Genomic DNA, 19774 nt, shown 5'->3' with positions numbered 1-19774 from the left:
GAAGCTTGTGCGGCGGGGCAATTCTCTGACACTCCACCGTGCCGATGCAGTCTGTCGGTGTTTCGTGAACGTGTCCGATGCCGTTATCCATCGTCCGACCATTGGCCCTTGTGCTCATGTTTCTTCCCATGGCCTGCGTGGCGCCCGAGGCGTCGGAGACGAGTCGCGCGGCGTTCTTGCCTACGATGCGCTGGGATCACCGGCCCGAAGCGGCGGAATGGACCGAAGCGACGCTCGCGGCGCTCCGCGCGGACGGTGCGCTTCTTGCCCAGACGGTGCCCGAGGATGTCGAGACGTTCTGCCCGGCCTATCCCGAAGCCGATGTGCGCCAGCGGCGCGCTTTCTGGGCAGGGCTGCTTTCGGCACTCGCAAAGCACGAAAGCACGTGGAACCCCCACGCCAAGGGCGGCGGCGGGCGTTGGATCGGGCTCATGCAGATCGCGCCTCGGACCGCGCGGGCCTATGACTGCGATTTGTCCAGCAGCGACGGGCTGACCGACGGCAGCGCGAACCTTGCCTGCGCGGTGAAGATTGCCGCACACCAGGTCGCGCGCGACGGGGCGATCGTCTCGGACGGATCGGGCGGCTGGCGGGGCGTTGCGCGCGATTGGGCGCCGATGCGGGTCAAGGCCAAGCGCCGCGACATGGCCGAATGGACGCGGTCGCAGAGCTACTGCAACTGATCAGGCGCGCACCGGGACGCCGCGCAGGCCGAACTCGTGAATGAGCTGCGCGGGCTCGAAATCTTCGGCGCCGGGCAGCGCCGCCTTGTCGCCATTGCGGAGCCTGAGCACGCAGACGGTCTGGCCCTTGATGTCGCGGCCGATCGAGACGCCTTCGATGTCATCGTAGATGACGCATTCTTTTCTGCGGCCGTTCACCCAGTCCACCGCCGTCCGCCCGAGGCGGAACCCCCGCGCCGGGTTGAGCGCGAGCCGCCGGATGACGAGCGCGAGGTAGAGCGCGGCGAGGACGATGACGACATTGTCCATGTCGAGCGTGATGCTGACATAGATCGCGATCATTCCGATGCCGAGCGCGAAATACATGCCCGGCCGGCGCGCCTGGCGCCTGAATCCGAATCCGTTCACAAGCCTCAGCACGACAACCCCCACAGTCCACCCATCTCGAGGATAGGCCCAAAGGGCCTGGGCGGGCAAAGGAGGAAATCCTTACCTGCCCGGTCGTTGCGGGTCGGGAAACAGTCCGTGGCAGTGGCTGCGGATTGAATGTCCGCGGGAGATGGTCGCCACGCCCGATTCGCGCGCGCTCAGTGCAACGGGCCGCAGCGCTGCGCGCCGGTCCGATGCCCCGATTCCGGTGCGACGAGGCCGAGGATCGTGTCGGCGACATCGCCTGGCCGGGCCGGGCGGAGCGAGAGAATGCGGACGTCTTCCGCCTCCGCCGCGAGTTCCCGGGTGAGCGCGTCGAGCCCGTTGGCGGGTGTGCCGGGAAGGGCGTTGCCCGGCACGACGTTGACGATCACACCGCCCTCGCCGCCGAAGCGGCGCGACATACGGCGGACCGCAAGTCCGCTGAGCAGGAATGGCGCGTTCAGGTTCACCGCGAAGATGCGGACGTGGCGTTCGGCAGCAAGGTCGCAGGCGGCGAGGCAGGATTCGGGGATGCGCGCGTAGTTGATCAGGCTGTGCAGACAGGGGAAGGCATGGTCGTAGGCGGTCATCAGCCGCTCTGGCGCGCCCGGGTCGGCGAGGTCTGCCTGAAGGATCGCCGCCTGCTGACCGGTCTCTGTCACGGCGCGCGCCGTGATCTCGGCGCCCGCTCGGTTGCGGTAGTAGTGCACCGCAACGTCCCAGCCGGCCTCGGCCATCCGGCGCGCGGCCTCCTGCCCGGCGCCGCCCGAGGCGCCGGTGACAAGCGCGGCCCTACGCATCGGCCGCCCGGATCCGCGTCACCATCTCGTAAGTATCGCGGCTTAGGCCCTCGGTGGCGGCGATCCGGTCGAGTTCGGCCCGGATCATCGACTTGCGGTCCACGTCGTACCTCGACCAGGTCTCGAACGCGGTGGACATGCGGGCCGTGGTCTGCGGGTTGAGCGGGTCGAGCTTCAGGAGCCAGTCGGCGTAGAAGCGGTAAGCTCGGCCTGATGTTTCGTGGAAGCCCGCATGATTGGCGCCCAAGGCACCTAGAAGCGCACGGAACCGGTTGGGGTTCGTCCACTCGAAATCGGGATGCTCTGCAAGACGTTCAGCGGTCGGGGCGGCGTCCTTTGGCGCGGCGTGGAGAACCTGGACCATGAACCACTTGTCGATGACGAGGCGGTTGTCCTTCCAGCGCTCGTAGAAGGCCCCGATTTCGCGCGTGCCACGCCCGCCTTCTATGAGGCAGGCGAGCGCGCCGTGGCTTTCTGTCATGTTGTCGGCACTGGCAAAGAGCGCGGCGGCGCGGGTGCCGTTGTCGATATGGTTGAGAAGCCAAAGGCAGGCGAGCCGGAGCGCGCGCTTGCCGGCCGAGGTCGCGTCGGGCGCGAATTCGCCCGGAGTCGCCATCGCGTCGTAGGTCGCGACCAGCGGCTTCTGCAGGCTCCGGGCGATGGCCTTGGATAGCGCCCCCCGTCCGGCATGGATCGCTTCGGGATCGGGCACTTGGCCGGCATCGTGCAGCGTTTGGGCGAGGTCGTCCTCGGACGGCATGCGTAGGCAGAGGGCACGAAAGGCAGGGTCGAGGCTGTCGTTGGTCAGGACGCGGCCAAGCGCGTCGATGAAGCTCTGCGATGGTGCCTCGTCTTTGCCGATCATCGAGACGAGCACGTCCTTGGCGAGCGCGCGTCCGGATTCCCACTTGTTGAACGGATCGGTGTCATGGGCGAGGAGGAAGGCGCGCTCTTCGGCCGGAACGTCGCGGTCGAGAACCACGGGTGCCGAAAAGCCGCGCAGGATCGACGGCACCGGGCGGCTCGCGAGCTCTTCGAAGCGGAAGCTTTGCGTCGCTTTGGTCATTTCAAGGATCATTGTCGGCACCACTTCGTCGCCGTTCGGGTTGAGAAGACCGACCGCGATCGGGATGACGCGCGGCTTCTTCTTGTCCTGGCCGGGCGTGGGCGGTGTTTTCTGTGTGAAGGTCAGCGTGAAGCTGCCGTCCGACCAGTCCTCGGCGACGGTGAGCCGCGGCGTGCCAGCATCGGTGTACCAGCGCTTGAACTGGGTGAGGTCGCGCCCGGTCGCATCCTCGAACACCATGAGCCAATCCTCGATCGTCGCGGCCTCGCCGTCGTGACGCTCGAAATAGAGGTCGAGCGCCTTCCTGTAGCCGTCGTCGCCGACAAGCCGTTTGAGCATGCCGATCACCTCGGCGCCCTTCTCGTAGACGGTGGCGGTGTAGAAATTGTTGATCTCTATATAGCTCTCGGGCCGGACCGGATGGGCGAGCGGCCCCATATCCTCGCGGAACTGGCGGGCGCGGAGCGTCAGCACGTCCTCGATCCGTTTCACGGGCTCTGACCGCATGTCGGAGGTGAACTGTTGGTCGCGGAAGACCGTGAGCCCCTCCTTGAGGCACAGCTGGAACCAGTCGCGGCAGGTGATGCGGTCGCCGGTCCAGTTGTGAAAATATTCGTGCGCGATGACGCCCTCGATGCGTTCGAAATCGCCGTCTGTCGCGGTTTCGGGCGAGGCGAGGACGAGCTTGGAGTTGAAGATGTTCAGCCCCTTGTTCTCCATCGCGCCCATGTTGAAATCGTCGATGGCGACGATGTTGAAGACGTCGAGATCGTATTCGCGGCCATAGACCTCCTCGTCCCATTTCATCGAGCGGATGAGGCTGTCCATCGCGTAGGCGCAGCGGTCCTCATCCCCTTCGCGGACCCAGATGTTAAGATCGACCGTCTTGCCCGACATCGTGGTGAAGGTGTCCGACACGGCGACAAGATCGCCCGCGACGAGCGCGAAGAGATATGCTGGCTTCGGCCACGGATCGGTCCATTCGGCCCAGCCCTTGCCCTTCGCCGTCGGGTTGCCGTTCGACAGAAGGACCGGCAGATCGCTTTCGATCCTGACCTTGAAGGGCGCCATGACGTCGGGGCGGTCGGGGTAGTATGTGATCTTGCGAAAGCCCTCGGCCTCGCACTGGGTGCAATATATGCCGCCCGACATGTAAAGCCCTTCTAGAGCGGTGTTGCCTTTAGGGTCGATCTCCACTTCGGCGTCCCAGGTGAATGGGCCGTCGGGGAGTTGGCTTGCGGGCACCGTCAAGCCCTCGGCGTCCTGATCGGGCTTGACGGGCTTGCTGTCGATCTTCGCCGAATGGAGCTTCAGCTTCTCGCCGTCGAGCCTTAGGTCGTTGCGCCCCGGCCGGGCGGGGTTCGGCGCGAAGCCGATCCGCGCGACGACGCGGGTCGCCTCGGGGGAGAGCCGGAATGTCAGCTCCACCCCGGTCACGTCGAACGGATAGGGCCGGTAGTCGGCCAGCAGGGTCGGCTGGGGCGCGGCGTCTTTCATCGGGGTACTCCGGGTCGTCTGGGCGCGGACGTTAGGCGCTCCGTCCCGGTACCGCAACGGTTCTCACGCCGCGCCGACGAAGGCCGCGAGCTTGCCGAGCGTCTGCTGGCCGAGCTCGATCGCGCCGAAGCCCTTCGCCTCCTCGAATTCCTGAGCGGTCGCGAAGATCATTGTGAGCGTAACCTTTGTGCTTCCGTCGAGGTCGTCGAATGCCACCGACGCGTCTGCGTGCTTGGGCCCGTTCTCGCCCCAGTGAAGCGTGTAATCGATCCGGGACTGCGGCCGGACGCCGGTGTAGCGGTGATGGTTGGGATAGACGGTGCCGTCCGGGCCGATCATGTCGAACACCCATTCGCCGCCCTCGCGCAGGTCAATTCGCTTCGTGCGGCAGGAAAAGCCGTCCGGCCCCCACCATTGCGGCAGGGTCTCGGGATCCGTCCAGGCGGCCCAGATCGCCTGGACGGGGGCGCCGATCATGCGCTCGAGCACCATCGTGCGGTCGCTGAGGTCGAGTTCCGGCATGTCATCTCACTCCCTGTGTGACGTCTTACGGGTCTGGACGAAGGCATCGAGCCGGTCGAGCCGCGCCTCCCAGATCGCGCGCTGCTCGTCGAGCCAGGAGCGCACCGGCGCGTAGGCACCGGGGACGAGCCTGACGGTGCGGATGCGGCCCTCCTTCTCGCTGGCGACGAGCCCGGAGGCTTCCAGCCGGCGGACATGGCCGAGGAAGGAGGGCAGGGCCATCTCGAAGGGCGCGGCAAGCTCCGTCACCGTCGCGGGGCCTCGCGCCAGCCGTTGGAGGATCGCGCGGCGGGTCGGGTCGCCGAGCGCCTGGAAGAGGTGGTCGAGCTGGCCGGGGGCGAGGTTCATGGCACGCATATTTACTTAGCTAATGACCTAAGTATCCCTTTTGGCGGAGCCTTGCAATCAAAAACTTAGGCGCATGACTAAGCAAATTTCTGCGGCAGCGAGGGTCGCCGGGATCGTGACTGTTGCTGCGGATGGTCCGCTGCGCTACGTCAGGGCAAGGGGAATACCGCCGTGTGCGGAACGGAAGGGACAGCGATGACGCGGGTTGATCGGCACGGGTTGCAGGTGGCGAAGGAACTCGCCGCCTTCATCGAGGACGAGGCGCTGTCCGGCACGGGTGTGGAGGCCACCCGGTTCTGGTCCGAATTCGCCTCTATCGTGGGCGATCTGACGCCGAAGAACCGTGCGCTGCTCGCCCAGCGGAACGATCTGCAAGGCAAGATCGACGCCTGGCATCTGGAGCGGCGCGGCAAGCCGCACGACCACGAGGCGTACAAGGCGTTTCTGGCCGAGATCGGCTACCTTCTCCCCGAGGGCGGCGACTTCAGGATAGAGACGGAGAATATCGATCCCGAGATCGCGACGGTGCCGGGGCCGCAGCTCGTCGTGCCCATCACCAATGCGCGCTACTCGCTGAATGCCGCGAACGCCCGCTGGGGGAGTCTCTACGACTGCCTCTACGGCACCGACGCGATGGGCAGCGCGCCGCCGAAGGGCGGCTATGACCGGGGCCGCGGCGCACGGGTCGTAGCGCGGGCGCGGGTCTTTCTGGACGAGGCCTTCCCGATCGCTGGGACGAGCCATGCCGACGTCAGGCGCTACTACGTGCGGGACGGTCAGCTTCTGATCGACGACCAACCGCTTATGCAGCCGGAAAAGTTCGCGGGCTACCGCGGCAATCCGCGCGCGCCCGACGCGGTCCTTCTGCGCAACAACGGCCTGCATGTGGAGCTGGTCTTCGACCGGGCGCATTTCATCGGCGCGCGCGACCAGGCCTGCCTCGCCGACGTACAGATGGAGAGCGCGGTCACGGTGATCATGGATTGCGAGGATTCGGTCGCCTGCGTCGATGCCGAGGACAAGGTGCTGGCCTATTCGAACTGGCTGGGACTGATGAAGGGCGGCCTGTCGGACAGCTTCGAGAAGGGCGGCCGGACAATCATGCGAGAGCTTCATCCCGACCGGGTCTACACCGCGTCGGACGGGTCCGAAGTCTCTGTCAAGGGCCGGGCACTGATGCTTGTCCGGAACGTGGGCCACCTGATGACCAACCCGGCGATCCTCGATCAAGAGGGCGGCGAGGTCTTCGAGGGGCTGATGGATGCGATGGTGACGGTGCTGATCGCGATCCATGATCTGAAGAAGTCCGAGGGTACGCGGAACTCTGTCACCGGTTCGGTCTATGTCGTGAAGCCGAAGCTGCACGGGCCCGAGGAAGTCGCCTTCACCGACGAGATCTTCACCCGCGTCGAGAAGGCGCTGGGCCTGCCGCAATACACCGTCAAGATCGGCATCATGGACGAGGAACGCCGGACCTCGGTCAACCTTAAGGAATGCATCCGGGCGGCGAAGCACCGGGTGGCGTTCATCAACACCGGGTTCCTCGACCGGACCGGCGACGAAATCCACGCCTCGATGGAGGCGGGTCCCTTCAGCCGCAAGGATTTCATCAAGCGCAAGGCCTGGATCGGCGCCTACGAGAACCAGAACGTCGATATCGGCCTGGAATGCGGGCTGTCCGGCAAGGCGCAGATCGGCAAGGGCATGTGGGCGATGCCCGAAATGATGGCAGCGATGCTGGAACAGAAGATCGAGCATCCGAAGGCGGGCGCCAACACCGCCTGGGTGCCGTCGCCGACCGCCGCGACGCTGCATGCGCTGCACTATCACAAGGTGGACGTGTTCGCGGTGCAGGAAAAGCTGAAGAAGGGCGGGCGGCGGGCCTATGTGGACACGGTGCTCGACATCCCGCTCGCGGCCTACCGGAAATGGACGCCGGAGCAGATCCGACGCGAGGTCGAGAACAACTGCCAGGGCATCCTCGGCTATGTTGTGCGCTGGGTCGATCAGGGCGTCGGCTGCTCAAAAGTCCCGGATATCAACGATGTCGGCCTGATGGAGGACCGCGCGACCTGCCGGATTTCGGCGCAGCACGTGGCGAACTGGCTGCATCACGGTGTGGTCGCCAAGGAGCAGGTGATGGAGGCGCTTCGCAAGATGGCCGAGGTCGTGGACCGGCAGAACGAGGGTGATCCAGCCTACCGGCCGATGTCGCCCGGGTTTCAGGGCATTGCCTTCCAGGCGGCCTGCGACCTGATCTTCCTCGGCCGCGAGCAGCCATCGGGATATACCGAACCGGTGCTGCACAAGCGGCGGGCCGAGGTGAAGGCGGCTGGATGAGGGCCAAGGCGCTGTCTCCGGGCCTTGCGGGCCTCCTCCCAAGGTGTTTGGACCAAGATGAAAGGGAATTGTCATGCTGGGAATCGAGGCGGCGCGCGTGATCATCGCCGAGGCGCTCAAGGCGGGGGCGGGGATGAAGCCCCTGTCGGTCGTGGTTCTGGATGCGGGCGGCCATGTCATCGCCTTCGAGCGGTCCGACGGCGCCTCGCCGGGGCGGTTCGACATCGCGCGGGCGAAGGCCTATGGCGCGGTGATGCTCGGAATGGGCGGGAAGGCGCAAATGGCGCGGGCGGAATCTCAGGCCTATTTCATGGCCGCGCTGTCTAGCGTTTACGAGGGTAAGATCCTGCCGGTTCCGGGCGGCGTTCTTGTCCGTGACGGCGATGGCGGCATCCTGGGCGCGGTGGGCGTCACCGGAGACACGTCCGACAACGATGCCGAGGCGGCTCTGGCGGGGATCGCGGCGGCGGGTTTTCGGGGGGAAGCCTGAGGCCGCCGCCGCCGCGTCCGAGACCGTCAGACATGTACGGTGTGTGACGTCCTCAGGTTCTTGATCTGGTAGAGGCCAGACAGTCCGACGAGCACGTAGACGAGGCGCGCGAGGATCGAGCCGGGCCCAAAGATCGCCGCGACGAGATCGAAGCCTGCCACGCCGACGAGGAGCCAGTTCAGCGCGCCGACGATGACGAGCAGGAGTGTTGTGAAATTCAGCATATTCATCATAGTTCCTTCCATTGTAGGGGGCGCCCGGGTCAGAGTCCGCGACGCCGTTGGGTTCATCCGGCGGGCGGCAGCAGGACCCGGTCTATGACGTGGATCACGCCGTTCGAGGCCTTGATGTCGGCCGCCGTTACGTTCGCGTTGTTTACGCGGACGCCCGTGCGGCCATCGACCTGGACGCTGCTGCCTTCGACCGTCTCGACGTTAAGGCGCTTGCCCGCGAGCTGATCGGACGTCACCGCACCGGGAACGACGTGGTAGGTCAGGATCGCGGTGAGCGAAGCCTTGTTCTCGGGCTTCAGCAGGTCGTCGAGCGTGCCCGCGGGCAGCGCAGCGAAGGCGGCGTTCGTCGGCGCGAAGACCGTGAATGGGCCGTCCCCTTTCAGCGTGTCAACGAGTCCGGCCGCCTGGACCGCTGCGACGAGCGTCGAGAAATCGTCGTTCGAGGCAGCGATATCGACGATGTCAGGCTCTTGCTCCGACATCGGCACGCAGGCGGCCACGACGGCTACAATGGATGCGGCGCCAAGGCCACGGAGGATGGTGCGTCTGTTCACAGGTAGTCTCCTTAATCGGGGAACTCGGGTCGGGCTGGACGCATCGGGGCCAGGCCCCGATGCGTTTGGCCTTACATCGGCGGGAGGATCACCTTGTCGATGACATGAATGACGCCGTTCGACGCCTCGACATCTGCAGTCGTGACCGCAGCATCGTTCACGGAGACGCCGCCCTCGGTCATGATCGTGACGTCGGCGCCGTTCACGGTGGCGGCGGTCATGCCATTCTTCAGATCGGACGACATCACCTTTCCGGGGACGACATGATAGGTGAGAACCGCCGTGAGCTTCTCCTTGTTCTCCGGCTTGAGCAGCTCTTCGACGGTGCCTTCGGGCAGCGCTGCGAAGGCCGCGTCGGTTGGCGCGAACACTGTGAACGGGCCTTCGCCCTTCAGAGTGTCGACCAGATCGGCGGCGGTCAGCGCCGCGGCGAGCGTGCCGAAATCGCCAGCCGACACGGCAGTGTCGACGATATCGGCGTCGGCGGAGACGGCAGGGGTTCCGGCAAGCGCAACGGTGGCGCTGAGGGCAATCGCCTGCAGGAGTGGGGAGCGCGTGATCATGGGACTTCCTTTCGGTTGGGCCGCTTGATGCTTCACCAGCGTGGCGGCATACTCTATAACAACATGAAAATGTTTTGCATGAGAAGCACTTTTGTATAATGAGAAATATATTGTACTATTGTGAAAACCGGCGCCGCCCGGGTTGCATGAGACGCAAAAAGGAGAGGGCCGATGCTGTCCGAGACACTGAATGAAAGGTTGGGATCCTACCGAATCGGTCAGCAGATTCGCGAGCTTCGCGCGGCCAAGGGGCTGGGTCTGGCGCAGCTTGGCAAGCACTCGGGGCTGTCGGCGGGCATGCTCTCGAAGATCGAGCGCGGACAGGTCTTTCCCACTCTGCCGACGCTCATGCGGATCGCGATGGTTTTTGGCGTGGGTCTCGACCACTTCTTCACCGATGGCGAGGTCAAGCCTGTTTTGGCGGTCGTCCGCCGCGCCGAACGCCTGCGGTTGCCGAGTCCTCCGTCAGGACGAGCGGCCGTCTACTTCGAAAGCCTCGACTACCCCGTTACCGATCGTTTGCTGCAAAGCTATCTGGCGGAATTTCCGTCACACGGTCCCGCCACTGACCCGCACCAGCACAAGGGCGTTGAGACGATCTACATCATCGCCGGCTGCCTCGGCGTCGAGATCCATGGCACTACCCATCGGCTGGAAACTGGAGATTCGATGTACTTCGAGGCCGATTTCGAGCACAGCTACATTTGCATGGGTGACGAGACATGCCGCGCCGTCGTTGTGGTCAGTGGCGAACCGGCGGAAGCGTGAACAGGGTCGGTCGGATCGCCTCTGCCTCCCCCTGGTGCACGGTCGGTGTCCCGATCGGAGGACCGATCGGGGTGCCTGCGGACCATCGTTTCCGTTGGCCGCCACGCAGAGCTTCTGTGCGCCGCGCGGGGCTTTTCCTTCCTACGCTTGCGTCATATCTTTAGCGTCGGGGAGAGGATCGGACGGAGCGCGCATGGCAAGGCCCATTGTAGGGATCATCGGCAATCTCAGCCTGCTGAACGACGACTATCCGGTGCATTCGGGCGGCACGATCAACTCTGCCGCCGTGGCACAGGTCTCGGACTGTATGCCGCTTCTGATTCCCTCCGACCCGCGCTTCGTAACGGTCGAGGAGCTGATGGAGGCCTGCGACGGTTTCCTCCTGACCGGCGGGCGACCCAATATCCATCCCGAGGAATACGGCGAGTCGGAAACCGAGGCGCATGGCGCGTTCGACCGCTGCCGCGATGCGATCACGCTGCCGCTGATCCGCGCCTGCGTCGAGCGCGGGCAGCCGTTTCTCGGTGTGTGCCGCGGCTTTCAGGAGGTCAATGTCGCGATGGGCGGCACGCTTTATCCCGAGATCCGGGAACTGCCGGGCCGGATGAACCATCGCATGCCCCCCGATGGCAGTCTTGAGGAGAAGTTCGCGCTGCGCCACGTCGTGCGGTTCGGCGAGAGCGGCATTTTCCACCGGCTCTTCGGCGCGGCGGAGGTCATGACCAACACGCTCCATGGCCAGGGTATCAAGACGGCCGGCAAGCGGATCGTAGTAGACGGCTGGGCGCCCGATGGCACGCCCGAGGCGCTCTTTGTCGCGGATGCGCCAGGCTTCACTCTGTCGGTCCAGTGGCACCCGGAATGGAACGCGACCTCCGATCCCGTGTCGCGGCCGCTGTTCGAGGCCTTCGGTGACGCGGTGCGCGCATGGGCGCGCGGCGAACGGAAGGATGCCTGTCTGCAGTCGGCGTGAAGGCGTCAATTACGCGAAACGCGGTTGAAACCGGGGCGACCGTTCGGGCCCGTCAGAGCGTCGTGCGCAACCGCCAGAGTTCAGGGAAGAGTTCCACCTCGAGCATCCGGCGCAGGTAGGGAACCCCGCCGGTGCCGCCGGTTCCCCGCTTCAGCCCGATCACGCGCTCGACCGTGGTCACGTGGTTGAACCGCCAGCGGCGGAAGTAATCCTCGAAATCGACCAGTTTCTCGGCAAGGTCATAGAGCGCCCAATGCGCCTCCGGGTCGGCGTAAACGATGCGCCAGGCAGATTCGACCCCGGTATTAAACTGCCACGGCTGGCGGACGTCGCGCTCGGTCACGTCGCCAGGCACCGGCAGGCCGCCGCGATGAGCGGCGCGCAGGGCCTCGTCGTACAGCGACGGCCGGGCGAGCTCCGCTTCGAGAAGCGCCACGATCTCTGTCCGGTGGGCATGGGGCTTCAGCATCGCCGGGTTGCGGTTGCCGGCGGCGTATTCGACCAGCCGGTACTGCCAGGACTGAAATCCTGAGGACTGGCCGAGGGCGGCGCGGAAGCGGGTGTAGTCCGAGGGCGTCATCGTCCGGAGCACGTCCCAGGCGGAATTCAGCTGTTCCATGATCCGCGCGACGCGGGCCAGCATCTTGAAGGCGGGCGCGAGCCTGTCCGAGGCGATTGCAGCCCGGGCGGCGGACAGTTCATGCAGCATGAGTTTCATCCAGAGTTCCGAGGTCTGGTGCTGGATGATGAAGAGCATCTCGTCATGTGCCGCACTCAACGGCTGCTGCGCAGAAAGAATCGCGTCCAGCGCGAGGTAGTCGCCGTAGGACATGGCGTGTTCGAAGGCCGTCTCGGCGCCTTCCCGGACCGGATCATAGGGCTCCGCCATACCGTCTCCTCCTCTAACCTACTTCCTTAAGCGCCCGATCCCCGTCATCTTCATTGCGGAATTACCTCGGTGGGTGGGGGGCAGCGCCTCCCGCGCGGGTCCGGGCCGCGAGGCCCGGAAACCTCATGTCACCTTTGCGCGGGTTTTGTATTCTTCGCGGTCCCAGTCTGCGCGCTCCAAGATCCCATTCAGAGCGACGACCGCCGCCCTCACGTCCTCCATCGTCGTATAGAGCGGTGTGAAGCCGAAGCGCAGGATGTCGGGCGCGCGGAAATCTCCGATCACGCCCCGCGCGATCAGCGCCTGCATGATCGCGTAGCCTTCAGGGTGGCGGAAGCTGACCTGGCTGCCGCGCGCCTCCGCGTCGCGGGGCGAGGCGAGCTTCAAGGTGGGGCAGGCGGCCTCCACGCCGTCGATGAAGGCCTGGCTAAGTTCGATCGAGCGGGCGCGCACATCCGCCATCTCCACACGGTCCCAAATATCCATCGAGGCTTCAAGCGCTGCCATCTGGAGGACCGGCGGCGTGCCCACGCGCATCCGGTCGATGCCCGCGCTGGGGCGGTAGTCGAGGTCGAAGGCGAAGGGCGCCTCATGCCCGAGCCAGCCCGAGAGGGCGGGTCGGACTTGCGGCGCGAGTCGGGGCGCGATGTAGATGAAGGCGGGGCCGCCGGGGCCGGAATTGAGGTATTTGTAGGTGCAGCCGACCGCGAAATCGGCGTCCGTGCCCGCGACGTCCACCTCGATCGCGCCGGCGGAATGGGCGAGGTCCCAGACGACGAGCGCGCCCGCGTCGTGCGCCTTCGCGATCAGGCGGCGCATATCGTGCTTGCGCCCGGTTCGGTAGTCGACCTCGGTCAGCATCAGGACCGCAATGTCGGGCGTGATCGCGTCCTCGACAGCTTCGGGCGCGACGGTGCGAAGCTCGTAGCTGTCGCCCAGAGTCCGCACGAGCCCGTCGGCCATGTAGAGGTCCGAGGGGAAGTTGCCGGTGTCCGACAGGATGACGCGCCGCTCAGGGCGGAGCTCCAGCGCCGAGGCGAGCGCCTGGTAGACCTTGATCGACAGCGTGTCGCCAAGGACGACCGCGCCCGGCTCCGCCCCGATCAGCCGGCCGATGCGGTCGCCGAGGCGGCGCGGAAGGTCGATCCAGCCTGCCTGGTTCCAGGCGGTGATCAGCATCCCGCCCCATTCGTCCTCGACACAGGCCCGGACCCGTTCCGCCGCGGCGCGGGGCAGGGGTCCGAGGGAATTGCCGTCGAGATAGATCACGCCTTCGGGCAGGCTGAAGAGCGCGCGGGTTGCGGCGAAATCGGTGCTCATCGTGTCCTCTCCGCATCCGGTTTATTTTATGTTTAAAATATCTCGGCCGCCGCCGCCACTCAATTCACGCAACATCGCGGCATTGGCGCGACGTAGATTGCCGATATCGCGACGGGAGCCTGGCACGGGCTTGCACTCTGCGGCCCGGACGCTCTACGTTCCGGCAAATTCGGGACGGGGATGTCCGCTGATGGCGAAAGAGATCGATTTCCCGCCAGTCTGGCTGGCTGGCTTCGCGGCCTTGGGCGGCGTGATCGGCCGCGTCTGGCCTGTCCCGACCTTGATCAACCATCCCTTAGGCCTTGTCCTGATATTCCTCGGCCTCGCGCTGATGATCGTCGCGGCCGCCCAGATGGTAAGCGCGCGCACGAGTGTGATTCCGCGCCGCGACCCCGAGGCGCTGGTGATGAACGGCGCGTTTCGGCTTAGCCGCAACCCGATTTATCTGGGCGACGCGATGCTGCTGACTGGGCTCTACCTCAGTTGGGACGCGCTGATCGCGCTTCCGCTCGTCGCGGTCTTCATGCGCGTGATCACGCGGCGCTTCATCCAGGGTGAGGAAGCGCGCCTGTCGCATCTCTACGGCGAGGATTACGATTCCTATGCGGCACAAGTCCGCCGCTGGCTGTGAAAAAAGGCGGTTGCCGCAACGCAGCGCGGCGGGGTAATGATCTTTCGCGACGGGTTATGAGGCGAATGCGACCGTCCGGCAGCGGAGGGCCCACCTCGGAAAGGGAGAGACAGTGAAGATCGGTTCACCGAAGGAAGTGTTCGAGGGCGAAGCCCGGGTTGCGATGACGCCTGACTCGGCGGTCCAGCTCAAGAAGCTAGGCCATGTGTGTTTCATCGAGGCCGGTGCCGGCTCGGCAGCGGGATTCGCGGACGCGGCCTACGAGGCGGCCGGCGTGACAGTCGTGAAAACTGCCGCGGCGCTCTTCAAGGAAGTGGATGTGGTGGCCAAGGTGCGTCCGCCCTCGGAGGCCGAGGTGAAGCGGCTGACGAAGGGCCAGACGCTGATCTCGTTCTTCTATCCGGCGCAGAACGAGAAGCTTCTGGAGCTTGCCAAGAAGCAGGGCGCCACCGTCATCGCGATGGACATGGTGCCGCGGATTTCCCGCGCGCAGAAGATGGATGCGCTGTCGTCGATGGCCAACATCGCGGGCTACCGCGCGGTGATCGAGGCGGGCAACAACTTCGGCCGCTTCTTCACCGGGCAGGTGACAGCGGCGGGCAAGGTCCCCCCGGCCAAGGTGCTGGTCGTGGGCGCGGGGGTCGCGGGTCTGGCCGCGATCGGCACATCGACTTCACTCGGCGCGATCACCTATGCGTTCGACGTGCGCCCAGAAGTTGCCGAGCAGATCGAGTCGATGGGGGCCGAATTCGTCTATCTGGACTTTGAGGAACAGACCCAGGACGGCGCGGCGACGGGCGGCTATGCGGCCCCTTCGAGCCCGGAATTCCGCGAGGCGCAACTCAAGAAGTTCCGCGAACTGGCGCCGGAGATGGATATCGTCATCACAACCGCGCTCATCCCCGGCCGCGATGCGCCCGTCCTGTGGACGAAGGACATGGTCGAAGCGATGAAGCCCGGCTCGGTCATCGTCGACCTCGCCGCCGAGCGGGGCGGCAACTGCGAATTGACGAAGCCCGACGAAAAGATCCTGAGCGATAACGGCGTCACTATCGTCGGATATACTGACTTCCCGAGCCGCATGGCGGCGCAGTCGTCGACTCTTTATGCAAACAATATCAGGCATATGCTGTTCGATCTTACACCCGCCAAGGACGGTGTCATCAATCACAACATGGAAGATGACGTGGTTCGCGGCGCGACGGTTGCCCATGCGGGCGAAATCACCTTCCCCCCGCCGCCGCCCAAGGTGCAGGCCATCGCCGCACAAAAGCCCAAGGAAAAGGCACGCGAACTGACGGTCGAGGAGAAGAAGGCGCAGGAGATCGCGCTCTTTCGGCAGCAAACCAAAAAGCAGGTCACGATGCTTGCCGCGGGCGGTGCGCTGTTGCTCCTGGTAGGCGCCTACTCGCCGGCGAGCTTCATGCAGCACTTCATCGTCTTCGTGCTGGCGGTCTTCGTCGGCTTCCAGGTGATCTGGAATGTCAGCCACTCGCTGCACACACCGCTCATGGCGATCACGAACGCCATCTCGTCGATCATCATTCTCGGCGCGCTGATGCAGATGGGATCGGGGTCGTTCCTCGTGATTCTGTTGGCGGCTTTGTCGATCTTCATGGCCGGCATCAACATCTTCGGCGGATTCCTTGTCACCCGGCGCATGCTCGCCATGTTCCAGAAATCGTAAGGAGGCCGGGCACATGGAATTCGGTTTCACGACTGCGGCCTATGTCGTCGCGGCTGTTCTGTTCATCCTGAGCCTTGGCGGTCTCTCCGGGCAGGAAAGCGCCAAGCGCGCGGTCTGGTATGGAATCGTCGGCATGGGGCTGGCGGTGCTGGCGACGCTGATTGGGCCGGGATCGGGGCTCTGGCTTCTGTCGATCATCCTGATCGCGGCGGGCGGCGCCATTGGCGTCTACATCGCGCAGCGCGTGAAAATGACCGAGATGCCCCAACTTGTGGCCGCCATGCATTCCCTTGTTGGCCTGGCGGCGGTTTTTGTGGGCTTCAACGCCCATTTCGAACTGGTCCGGGTGTTGGCAATGGACGCCGCCGCGAAGGCGTCGCTCGAAGGCTTTGCGGCGCTCATCGCCAAGAAGGACTTAGTTGAGGTCAACATCCTCAGGGTCGAACTGTTCCTCGGCGTCTTCATCGGTGCGATAACCTTCACCGGTTCGGTCATCGCCTTCGGCAAGCTCGCAGGCAAGGTGACATCGGCGGCGACCAAGCTGCCGGGCGGCCACATCCTCAACGCGGGCGCGGCGGCGCTCTCGATTCTCTGCCTGATCTGGTACTTCAGCACCGGCGGCTTCTTCCCGCTCTTCCTGATGACGCTGGCCGCGCTCTTCATCGGCTATCACCTGATCATGGGGATCGGCGGCGCGGACATGCCAGTCGTCGTCTCGATGCTGAACAGCTACTCGGGCTGGGCGGCGGCGGCTATCGGGTTCAGCCTTGGCAATGACCTGCTGATCGTGACGGGCGCACTCGTCGGTTCCTCGGGCGCGATCCTCAGCTACATCATGTGCAAGGCGATGAACCGGCACTTCGTCAGTGTGATCCTCGGCGGCTTCGGCGCCACGGGCGGACCGGCGTTGGAGATCTCGGGCGAACAGATCGCGATCGACGCCGACGGCGTGGCGGCGGCGCTCAACGACGCCGACAGCGTCATCATCGTGCCGGGCTACGGCATGGCGGTGGCGCAGGCGCAGCAATCGGTGGCCGAGCTGACGCGCAAGCTCCGATCGAAGGGCAAGGAGGTGCGCTTCGGCATCCACCCCGTCGCGGGCCGTCTGCCGGGCCACATGAACGTGCTTCTGGCCGAGGCCAAGGTGCCCTACGACATCGTCCTCGAGATGGACGAGATCAACGATGACTTCCCCAAGACCGACGTCGCCATCATCATCGGTTCGAACGACATCGTGAACCCGGCCGCGCAGGAGGACCCCAACAGCCCCATCGCCGGGATGCCGGTTCTGGAGGTCTGGAAGTCAAAGCAGGTCTTCGTCTCCAAGCGCGGGCAGGGCACCGGCTATTCCGGCATCGAAAATCCGCTCTTCTACAAGGAGAACACGCGGATGTTCTATGGCGACGCCAAGGCTTCGGTGGACAGTCTTCTGCCGCTGATCGACTGACAGCGTTCTTGGAACGCCTGAAATCGCGGCGCCCCGCCCTCTGGCGGGGCGTTTGCCGTTCCAGAGGCGTTGCAGAAAAACAAGTATACTGCCGTGTGCGCTGACTTTCGTGCGGGAGGCCCTGCTTTCCCGACGCGGATAGCTAATGTCGCGCCAGGAACCGAGACGGCCCGGACAATGATCGACGACCACCCCCAGCGCTACGCGCTTGTCAACGAACTCCACGCGCGGCCTTTCCCGTCGCTGGAAGTGCCGTGCCACGCCGTCTATGTCGCGGTGAAGCAGCCTGTCGATGCGCACAACCGCGACCGCGAGGACGACCGTGCCCATCTTCTCGCGCTGCTCGACCGGCACGGCGCGGCGCATCCGCCGGAGGGCGCGACCCACCACGCGGCCCGGATCGGCCGGCACGACCTGAAATGGGAGAGCCACACCGAGTTCGTGGCCTATTCCGCCTTCGGCCGGGGCGTCAGCGACCGCGCCTTCGGCCTTGTCGAAACCGAGGTCTTCCCGTCCGACTGGCTCGTTCGGGCGCCCGGCAGGCGCGTCGCGGCGATCCTGATCCGCATTCAGCCGCTGCCTGACGACCTCGAGAGGGTGAAGGCCGATCTCGAGGACTGGTTCGTTCCCGAAAGTCTCGCCTGTTCCTGGGTACTCGACCAGACGGCAATCATCGCCGGCGACTTCCAGATCGATCCGGCGGGCCAGATGCGGTTCGCGATCTTCGTCCGTCCCGATACCGGCGCCCGCCGGGTGGGACGGATCGTCCAGCGCCTCTGCGAGATAGAGACCTATCGCGCGATGTCGATGCTCGGCCTCGGCCGGGCGCGGGAACTCAACGCGCGCCTCAACGCGCTCGACCCGCAACTGTCAGACCTCGTCGCGGCGATGTCGGATACGGAGCGGAATTCCGAGGACACGCTGCACGAACTGCTCGCGATCGCCGCCGATCTCGAGGCGCAGGCCGCGCGCCACGCCTTCCGCTTCGGCGCGACGGGGGCCTACGAGGCGCTCGTCAACCAGCGCGTCCAGGTCTTGCGCGAGCCGCGGTTCAACGGCCGCCAGACCTTCGCCGAGTTCATGATGCGGCGTTACGACCCGGCGATGCGCACTGTCAAGTCCGCTGAACGCCGGCTCGAGCAGATGGCGGCGCGGGCCGAGCGCGCAGGCGAGCTGCTCCGGACACGCGTCGATGTCGAGCGTTCAGCCCAGAACCAGAAGCTTCTCGAGAGCATGGACCGCCGCGCCGATCTGGCGCTGAGGCTCCAGCACACCGTCGAGGGTCTCTCGGTGGTGGCGATCAGCTATTACGCGGTGAACCTCGCGGTCTATCTCCTCGCGCCGCTCGCCGATCGGATGCATTGGCAGAAACCGGCGCTGGTCGCGGCGCTCGTTCCGGTGGTCATGCTGGCCGTGTGGCTGATGGTGCGGCGGATCCGGAAATCGATGCACTGACGAAGCGGTTCGCGAACCTGGCGCCCGCGACGATGGCCAGCAAGGCAAGGATCGCCGCAACCGAGAGCGTGGGAACGCCCGAGAGGCCCGCGCCCACGGTGCATCCCCCGGCAAGCACACCGCCCACGCCCATCAGCGCCGCACCGGCGAGATAGCGCAGAGTGCTGCGCGGCGTGTCGAAGCTCTGCCACTGGAAGCGGCCGGACAGAAGCGCGAGCGCGGCGGCCCCGGCGAGCGTTCCGCCGATGAGCCCGGTGCCGAACCCTGCCGGAATGGAGGTCGATGCGATGGTCCAGAAGAGGGTTTCCGAGGAGGGCGACGTGAAGGACAGGCTCTCGAACGCGATGGGGTCGAACTCGTCGTAGAGTACGAAACCGGTGCCCGCCCAGCCGAGCGGGATGAGCGCGCCGATAAGCGCCGCGCCGATCAGCAGCGCGGGGCGGTTGCCCGACCGGAGAGCGTAGAGAGCCGCGGCAGCCGCGATGGCGAAGGTCCAGAAGAGAGCGCCGCCGGGCAGGGCTGCGAGCGAAGCGAGATCGCCGAGCGGGACCGTGAAGCTGCCGAGCGCCGTGCGCAGCGGCGCCAGGATGCCCTTCAGCGCGGCATGGGCGGCGATGGCGAACACGATGATCACCGTCGCGGCGCGGAGATTGCCGGACGCCGCCAGCACGGTGAGCCGCGAGGCGCAGCCGCGCGTGAGGACCATGCCGGCCCCGAACAAGAGACCGCCCGCGAGGATCGCGACGACCGGCAGGTCGGCCGCCAGGAAGCGGTGCTCACCGAAGCCGATCCAGCCCGCCGCGACCGCGCCCTGGGTGCCGGCGACCGCGACCGCGAGCGCCATCAGCCAGACGCCGAGCGCCGCGCGGCGTTCCGTTCCGTCACCCACAAGTCCGCGCCGAAGGCAGAAACGCGTTGTCTCGGCCAAGGCGCCGAAGGCGGCGCCGAGCGCAAGCCCCAGGAGCACGGCCGCGCCCTGCGGTGTGAGGGTTTCGAAGCCCAGGCTCTCGAACATCTGAACATCTCCGCGTATCGGAATTTGTTCCCAGATATGCGGGGTTTCGCGCTGGATGAAGCCTGCATCTTCCCGCGAGGGC

The 19774-nt window shown here is 65.6% G+C and carries 20 protein-coding genes; 9 read left to right on the top strand and 11 right to left on the bottom strand.

Annotated elements, in window-relative coordinates; all coding sequences use genetic code 11:
- Window positions 1-77 precede the first annotated feature (77 nt).
- Entirely contained in the window at window positions 78-683 is a 606-nt protein-coding gene (locus tag DEA8626_RS10505) for a transglycosylase SLT domain-containing protein (RefSeq protein ID WP_108852904.1), read from the top strand.
- On the opposite strand, the gene DEA8626_RS10500 is transcribed toward DEA8626_RS10505, so the two are convergent.
- The 5 genes from DEA8626_RS10500 to DEA8626_RS10480 form a co-directional block, all read right to left on the bottom strand.
- The gene (locus DEA8626_RS10500; RefSeq protein WP_146188857.1) at window positions 684-1103 is read right to left on the bottom strand and encodes a hypothetical protein; all 420 of its coding nucleotides are present in this window, start codon (window positions 1101-1103) and stop codon (window positions 684-686) included.
- 167 nt (window positions 1104-1270) lie between these two features.
- On the bottom strand, window positions 1271-1894 hold the full coding sequence (locus tag DEA8626_RS10495; RefSeq protein WP_108852902.1) for an SDR family NAD(P)-dependent oxidoreductase: 624 nt from the start codon (window positions 1892-1894) through the stop codon (window positions 1271-1273).
- A complete protein-coding gene (gene pepN / locus DEA8626_RS10490) occupies window positions 1887-4457 on the bottom strand; it encodes an aminopeptidase N (protein WP_108852901.1) in 2571 nt (856 codons plus the stop codon). Before pepN ends, DEA8626_RS10495 begins: the two co-directional genes overlap by 8 nt.
- Before the next feature lie 63 nt (window positions 4458-4520).
- Window positions 4521-4979 carry an SRPBCC family protein gene (locus tag DEA8626_RS10485; protein ID WP_108852900.1) on the bottom strand — a complete coding sequence of 153 codons (459 nt, stop codon included), beginning with the start codon at window positions 4977-4979 and terminating at the stop codon, window positions 4521-4523.
- A gap of 6 nt (window positions 4980-4985) precedes the next feature.
- Complete coding sequence (locus DEA8626_RS10480; protein WP_108852899.1) at window positions 4986-5327, bottom strand: ArsR/SmtB family transcription factor; 342 nt, start codon at window positions 5325-5327, stop codon at window positions 4986-4988.
- Window positions 5328-5522: 195 nt separating this feature from the next.
- Between DEA8626_RS10480 and DEA8626_RS10475 the strand changes: the two genes are divergently transcribed.
- Window positions 5523-7667 (top strand): malate synthase G, encoded by a 2145-nt coding sequence (locus DEA8626_RS10475; RefSeq protein WP_108852898.1) that lies wholly within the window; start codon window positions 5523-5525, stop codon window positions 7665-7667.
- A gap of 73 nt (window positions 7668-7740) precedes the next feature.
- Complete coding sequence (locus tag DEA8626_RS10470) at window positions 7741-8157, top strand: GlcG/HbpS family heme-binding protein (protein ID WP_108852897.1); 417 nt, start codon at window positions 7741-7743, stop codon at window positions 8155-8157.
- A gap of 26 nt (window positions 8158-8183) precedes the next feature.
- On the opposite strand, the gene DEA8626_RS10465 is transcribed toward DEA8626_RS10470, so the two are convergent.
- The 3 genes from DEA8626_RS10465 to DEA8626_RS10455 form a co-directional block, all read right to left on the bottom strand.
- Window positions 8184-8387 carry a DUF378 domain-containing protein gene (locus tag DEA8626_RS10465; RefSeq protein ID WP_108853422.1) on the bottom strand — a complete coding sequence of 68 codons (204 nt, stop codon included), beginning with the start codon at window positions 8385-8387 and terminating at the stop codon, window positions 8184-8186.
- 56 nt (window positions 8388-8443) lie between these two features.
- Entirely contained in the window at window positions 8444-8944 is a 501-nt protein-coding gene (locus tag DEA8626_RS10460) for a fasciclin domain-containing protein (RefSeq protein ID WP_245890824.1), read from the bottom strand.
- 71 nt (window positions 8945-9015) lie between these two features.
- The gene (locus tag DEA8626_RS10455; protein ID WP_108852896.1) at window positions 9016-9507 is read right to left on the bottom strand and encodes a fasciclin domain-containing protein; all 492 of its coding nucleotides are present in this window, start codon (window positions 9505-9507) and stop codon (window positions 9016-9018) included.
- Window positions 9508-9678: 171 nt separating this feature from the next.
- Between DEA8626_RS10455 and DEA8626_RS10450 the strand changes: the two genes are divergently transcribed.
- Window positions 9679-10275, top strand: a complete 597-nt coding sequence (locus DEA8626_RS10450; protein WP_108852895.1) for a helix-turn-helix domain-containing protein — start codon at window positions 9679-9681, stop codon at window positions 10273-10275.
- 193 nt (window positions 10276-10468) lie between these two features.
- The gene (locus DEA8626_RS10445) at window positions 10469-11248 is read left to right on the top strand and encodes a gamma-glutamyl-gamma-aminobutyrate hydrolase family protein (protein WP_108852894.1); all 780 of its coding nucleotides are present in this window, start codon (window positions 10469-10471) and stop codon (window positions 11246-11248) included.
- 52 nt (window positions 11249-11300) lie between these two features.
- Here DEA8626_RS10445 and kynA read toward each other — a convergent pair whose 3' ends face one another.
- Window positions 11301-12137: a tryptophan 2,3-dioxygenase gene (gene kynA / locus DEA8626_RS10440; protein ID WP_108852893.1), complete on the bottom strand. Its 837-nt coding sequence runs from the start codon at window positions 12135-12137 to the stop codon at window positions 11301-11303.
- A gap of 123 nt (window positions 12138-12260) precedes the next feature.
- Window positions 12261-13457 (bottom strand): kynureninase, encoded by a 1197-nt coding sequence (gene kynU, locus DEA8626_RS10435; RefSeq protein ID WP_108852892.1) that lies wholly within the window; start codon window positions 13455-13457, stop codon window positions 12261-12263.
- 190 nt (window positions 13458-13647) lie between these two features.
- Between kynU and DEA8626_RS10430 the strand changes: the two genes are divergently transcribed.
- The 4 genes from DEA8626_RS10430 to DEA8626_RS10415 all read left to right on the top strand — a co-directional run bounded on the left by DEA8626_RS10430 (window position 13648) and on the right by DEA8626_RS10415 (window position 18677).
- The gene (locus DEA8626_RS10430) at window positions 13648-14088 is read left to right on the top strand and encodes a methyltransferase family protein (RefSeq protein ID WP_108852891.1); all 441 of its coding nucleotides are present in this window, start codon (window positions 13648-13650) and stop codon (window positions 14086-14088) included.
- 112 nt (window positions 14089-14200) lie between these two features.
- Window positions 14201-15775 carry a Re/Si-specific NAD(P)(+) transhydrogenase subunit alpha gene (locus DEA8626_RS10425; protein ID WP_108852890.1) on the top strand — a complete coding sequence of 525 codons (1575 nt, stop codon included), beginning with the start codon at window positions 14201-14203 and terminating at the stop codon, window positions 15773-15775.
- 13 nt (window positions 15776-15788) lie between these two features.
- Window positions 15789-17222, top strand: a complete 1434-nt coding sequence (locus DEA8626_RS10420; RefSeq protein ID WP_108852889.1) for an NAD(P)(+) transhydrogenase (Re/Si-specific) subunit beta — start codon at window positions 15789-15791, stop codon at window positions 17220-17222.
- Between the two features lie 177 nt (window positions 17223-17399).
- Entirely contained in the window at window positions 17400-18677 is a 1278-nt protein-coding gene (locus DEA8626_RS10415; protein WP_108852888.1) for a DUF3422 family protein, read from the top strand.
- On the opposite strand, the gene DEA8626_RS10410 is transcribed toward DEA8626_RS10415, so the two are convergent.
- Window positions 18625-19692 (bottom strand): YeeE/YedE family protein, encoded by a 1068-nt coding sequence (locus tag DEA8626_RS10410; protein ID WP_108853420.1) that lies wholly within the window; start codon window positions 19690-19692, stop codon window positions 18625-18627. The two genes, DEA8626_RS10415 and DEA8626_RS10410, sit on opposite strands and share 53 nt — an antisense overlap.
- Window positions 19693-19774 lie beyond the last annotated feature (82 nt).

Origin of the sequence: Defluviimonas aquaemixtae (assembly GCF_900302475.1) — a bacterium.
Classification (GTDB): domain Bacteria; phylum Pseudomonadota; class Alphaproteobacteria; order Rhodobacterales; family Rhodobacteraceae; genus Albidovulum; species Albidovulum aquaemixtae.
The sequence above is the reverse complement of the archived record's forward strand: the minus strand, read 5'-3'. Positions and strand labels throughout refer to the sequence as shown.

Excerpts from the sequence above, each read along its gene's own strand:
- DEA8626_RS10480 (WP_108852899.1), bottom strand. The coding sequence starts at position 5,327 with ATGAACCTCGCCCCCGGCCAGCTCGACCACCTCTTCCAGGCGCTCGGC.
- DEA8626_RS10505 (WP_108852904.1), top strand. The coding sequence starts at position 78 with ATGCCGTTATCCATCGTCCGACCATTGGCCCTTGTGCTCATGTTTCTT.
- DEA8626_RS10470 (WP_108852897.1), top strand. The coding sequence starts at position 7,741 with ATGCTGGGAATCGAGGCGGCGCGCGTGATCATCGCCGAGGCGCTCAAG.
- DEA8626_RS10410 (WP_108853420.1), bottom strand. The coding sequence starts at position 19,692 with ATGTTCGAGAGCCTGGGCTTCGAAACCCTCACACCGCAGGGCGCGGCC.
- DEA8626_RS10465 (WP_108853422.1), bottom strand. The coding sequence starts at position 8,387 with ATGAATATGCTGAATTTCACAACACTCCTGCTCGTCATCGTCGGCGCG.
- DEA8626_RS10450 (WP_108852895.1), top strand. The coding sequence starts at position 9,679 with ATGCTGTCCGAGACACTGAATGAAAGGTTGGGATCCTACCGAATCGGT.
- kynA (WP_108852893.1), bottom strand. The coding sequence starts at position 12,137 with ATGGCGGAGCCCTATGATCCGGTCCGGGAAGGCGCCGAGACGGCCTTC.
- DEA8626_RS10430 (WP_108852891.1), top strand. The coding sequence starts at position 13,648 with ATGGCGAAAGAGATCGATTTCCCGCCAGTCTGGCTGGCTGGCTTCGCG.
- DEA8626_RS10455 (WP_108852896.1), bottom strand. The coding sequence starts at position 9,507 with ATGATCACGCGCTCCCCACTCCTGCAGGCGATTGCCCTCAGCGCCACC.
- DEA8626_RS10445 (WP_108852894.1), top strand. The coding sequence starts at position 10,469 with ATGGCAAGGCCCATTGTAGGGATCATCGGCAATCTCAGCCTGCTGAAC.
- DEA8626_RS10420 (WP_108852889.1), top strand. The coding sequence starts at position 15,789 with ATGGAATTCGGTTTCACGACTGCGGCCTATGTCGTCGCGGCTGTTCTG.
- pepN (WP_108852901.1), bottom strand. The coding sequence starts at position 4,457 with ATGAAAGACGCCGCGCCCCAGCCGACCCTGCTGGCCGACTACCGGCCC.
- DEA8626_RS10415 (WP_108852888.1), top strand. The coding sequence starts at position 17,400 with ATGATCGACGACCACCCCCAGCGCTACGCGCTTGTCAACGAACTCCAC.
- DEA8626_RS10475 (WP_108852898.1), top strand. The coding sequence starts at position 5,523 with ATGACGCGGGTTGATCGGCACGGGTTGCAGGTGGCGAAGGAACTCGCC.
- DEA8626_RS10495 (WP_108852902.1), bottom strand. The coding sequence starts at position 1,894 with ATGCGTAGGGCCGCGCTTGTCACCGGCGCCTCGGGCGGCGCCGGGCAG.
- DEA8626_RS10485 (WP_108852900.1), bottom strand. The coding sequence starts at position 4,979 with ATGCCGGAACTCGACCTCAGCGACCGCACGATGGTGCTCGAGCGCATG.
- kynU (WP_108852892.1), bottom strand. The coding sequence starts at position 13,457 with ATGAGCACCGATTTCGCCGCAACCCGCGCGCTCTTCAGCCTGCCCGAA.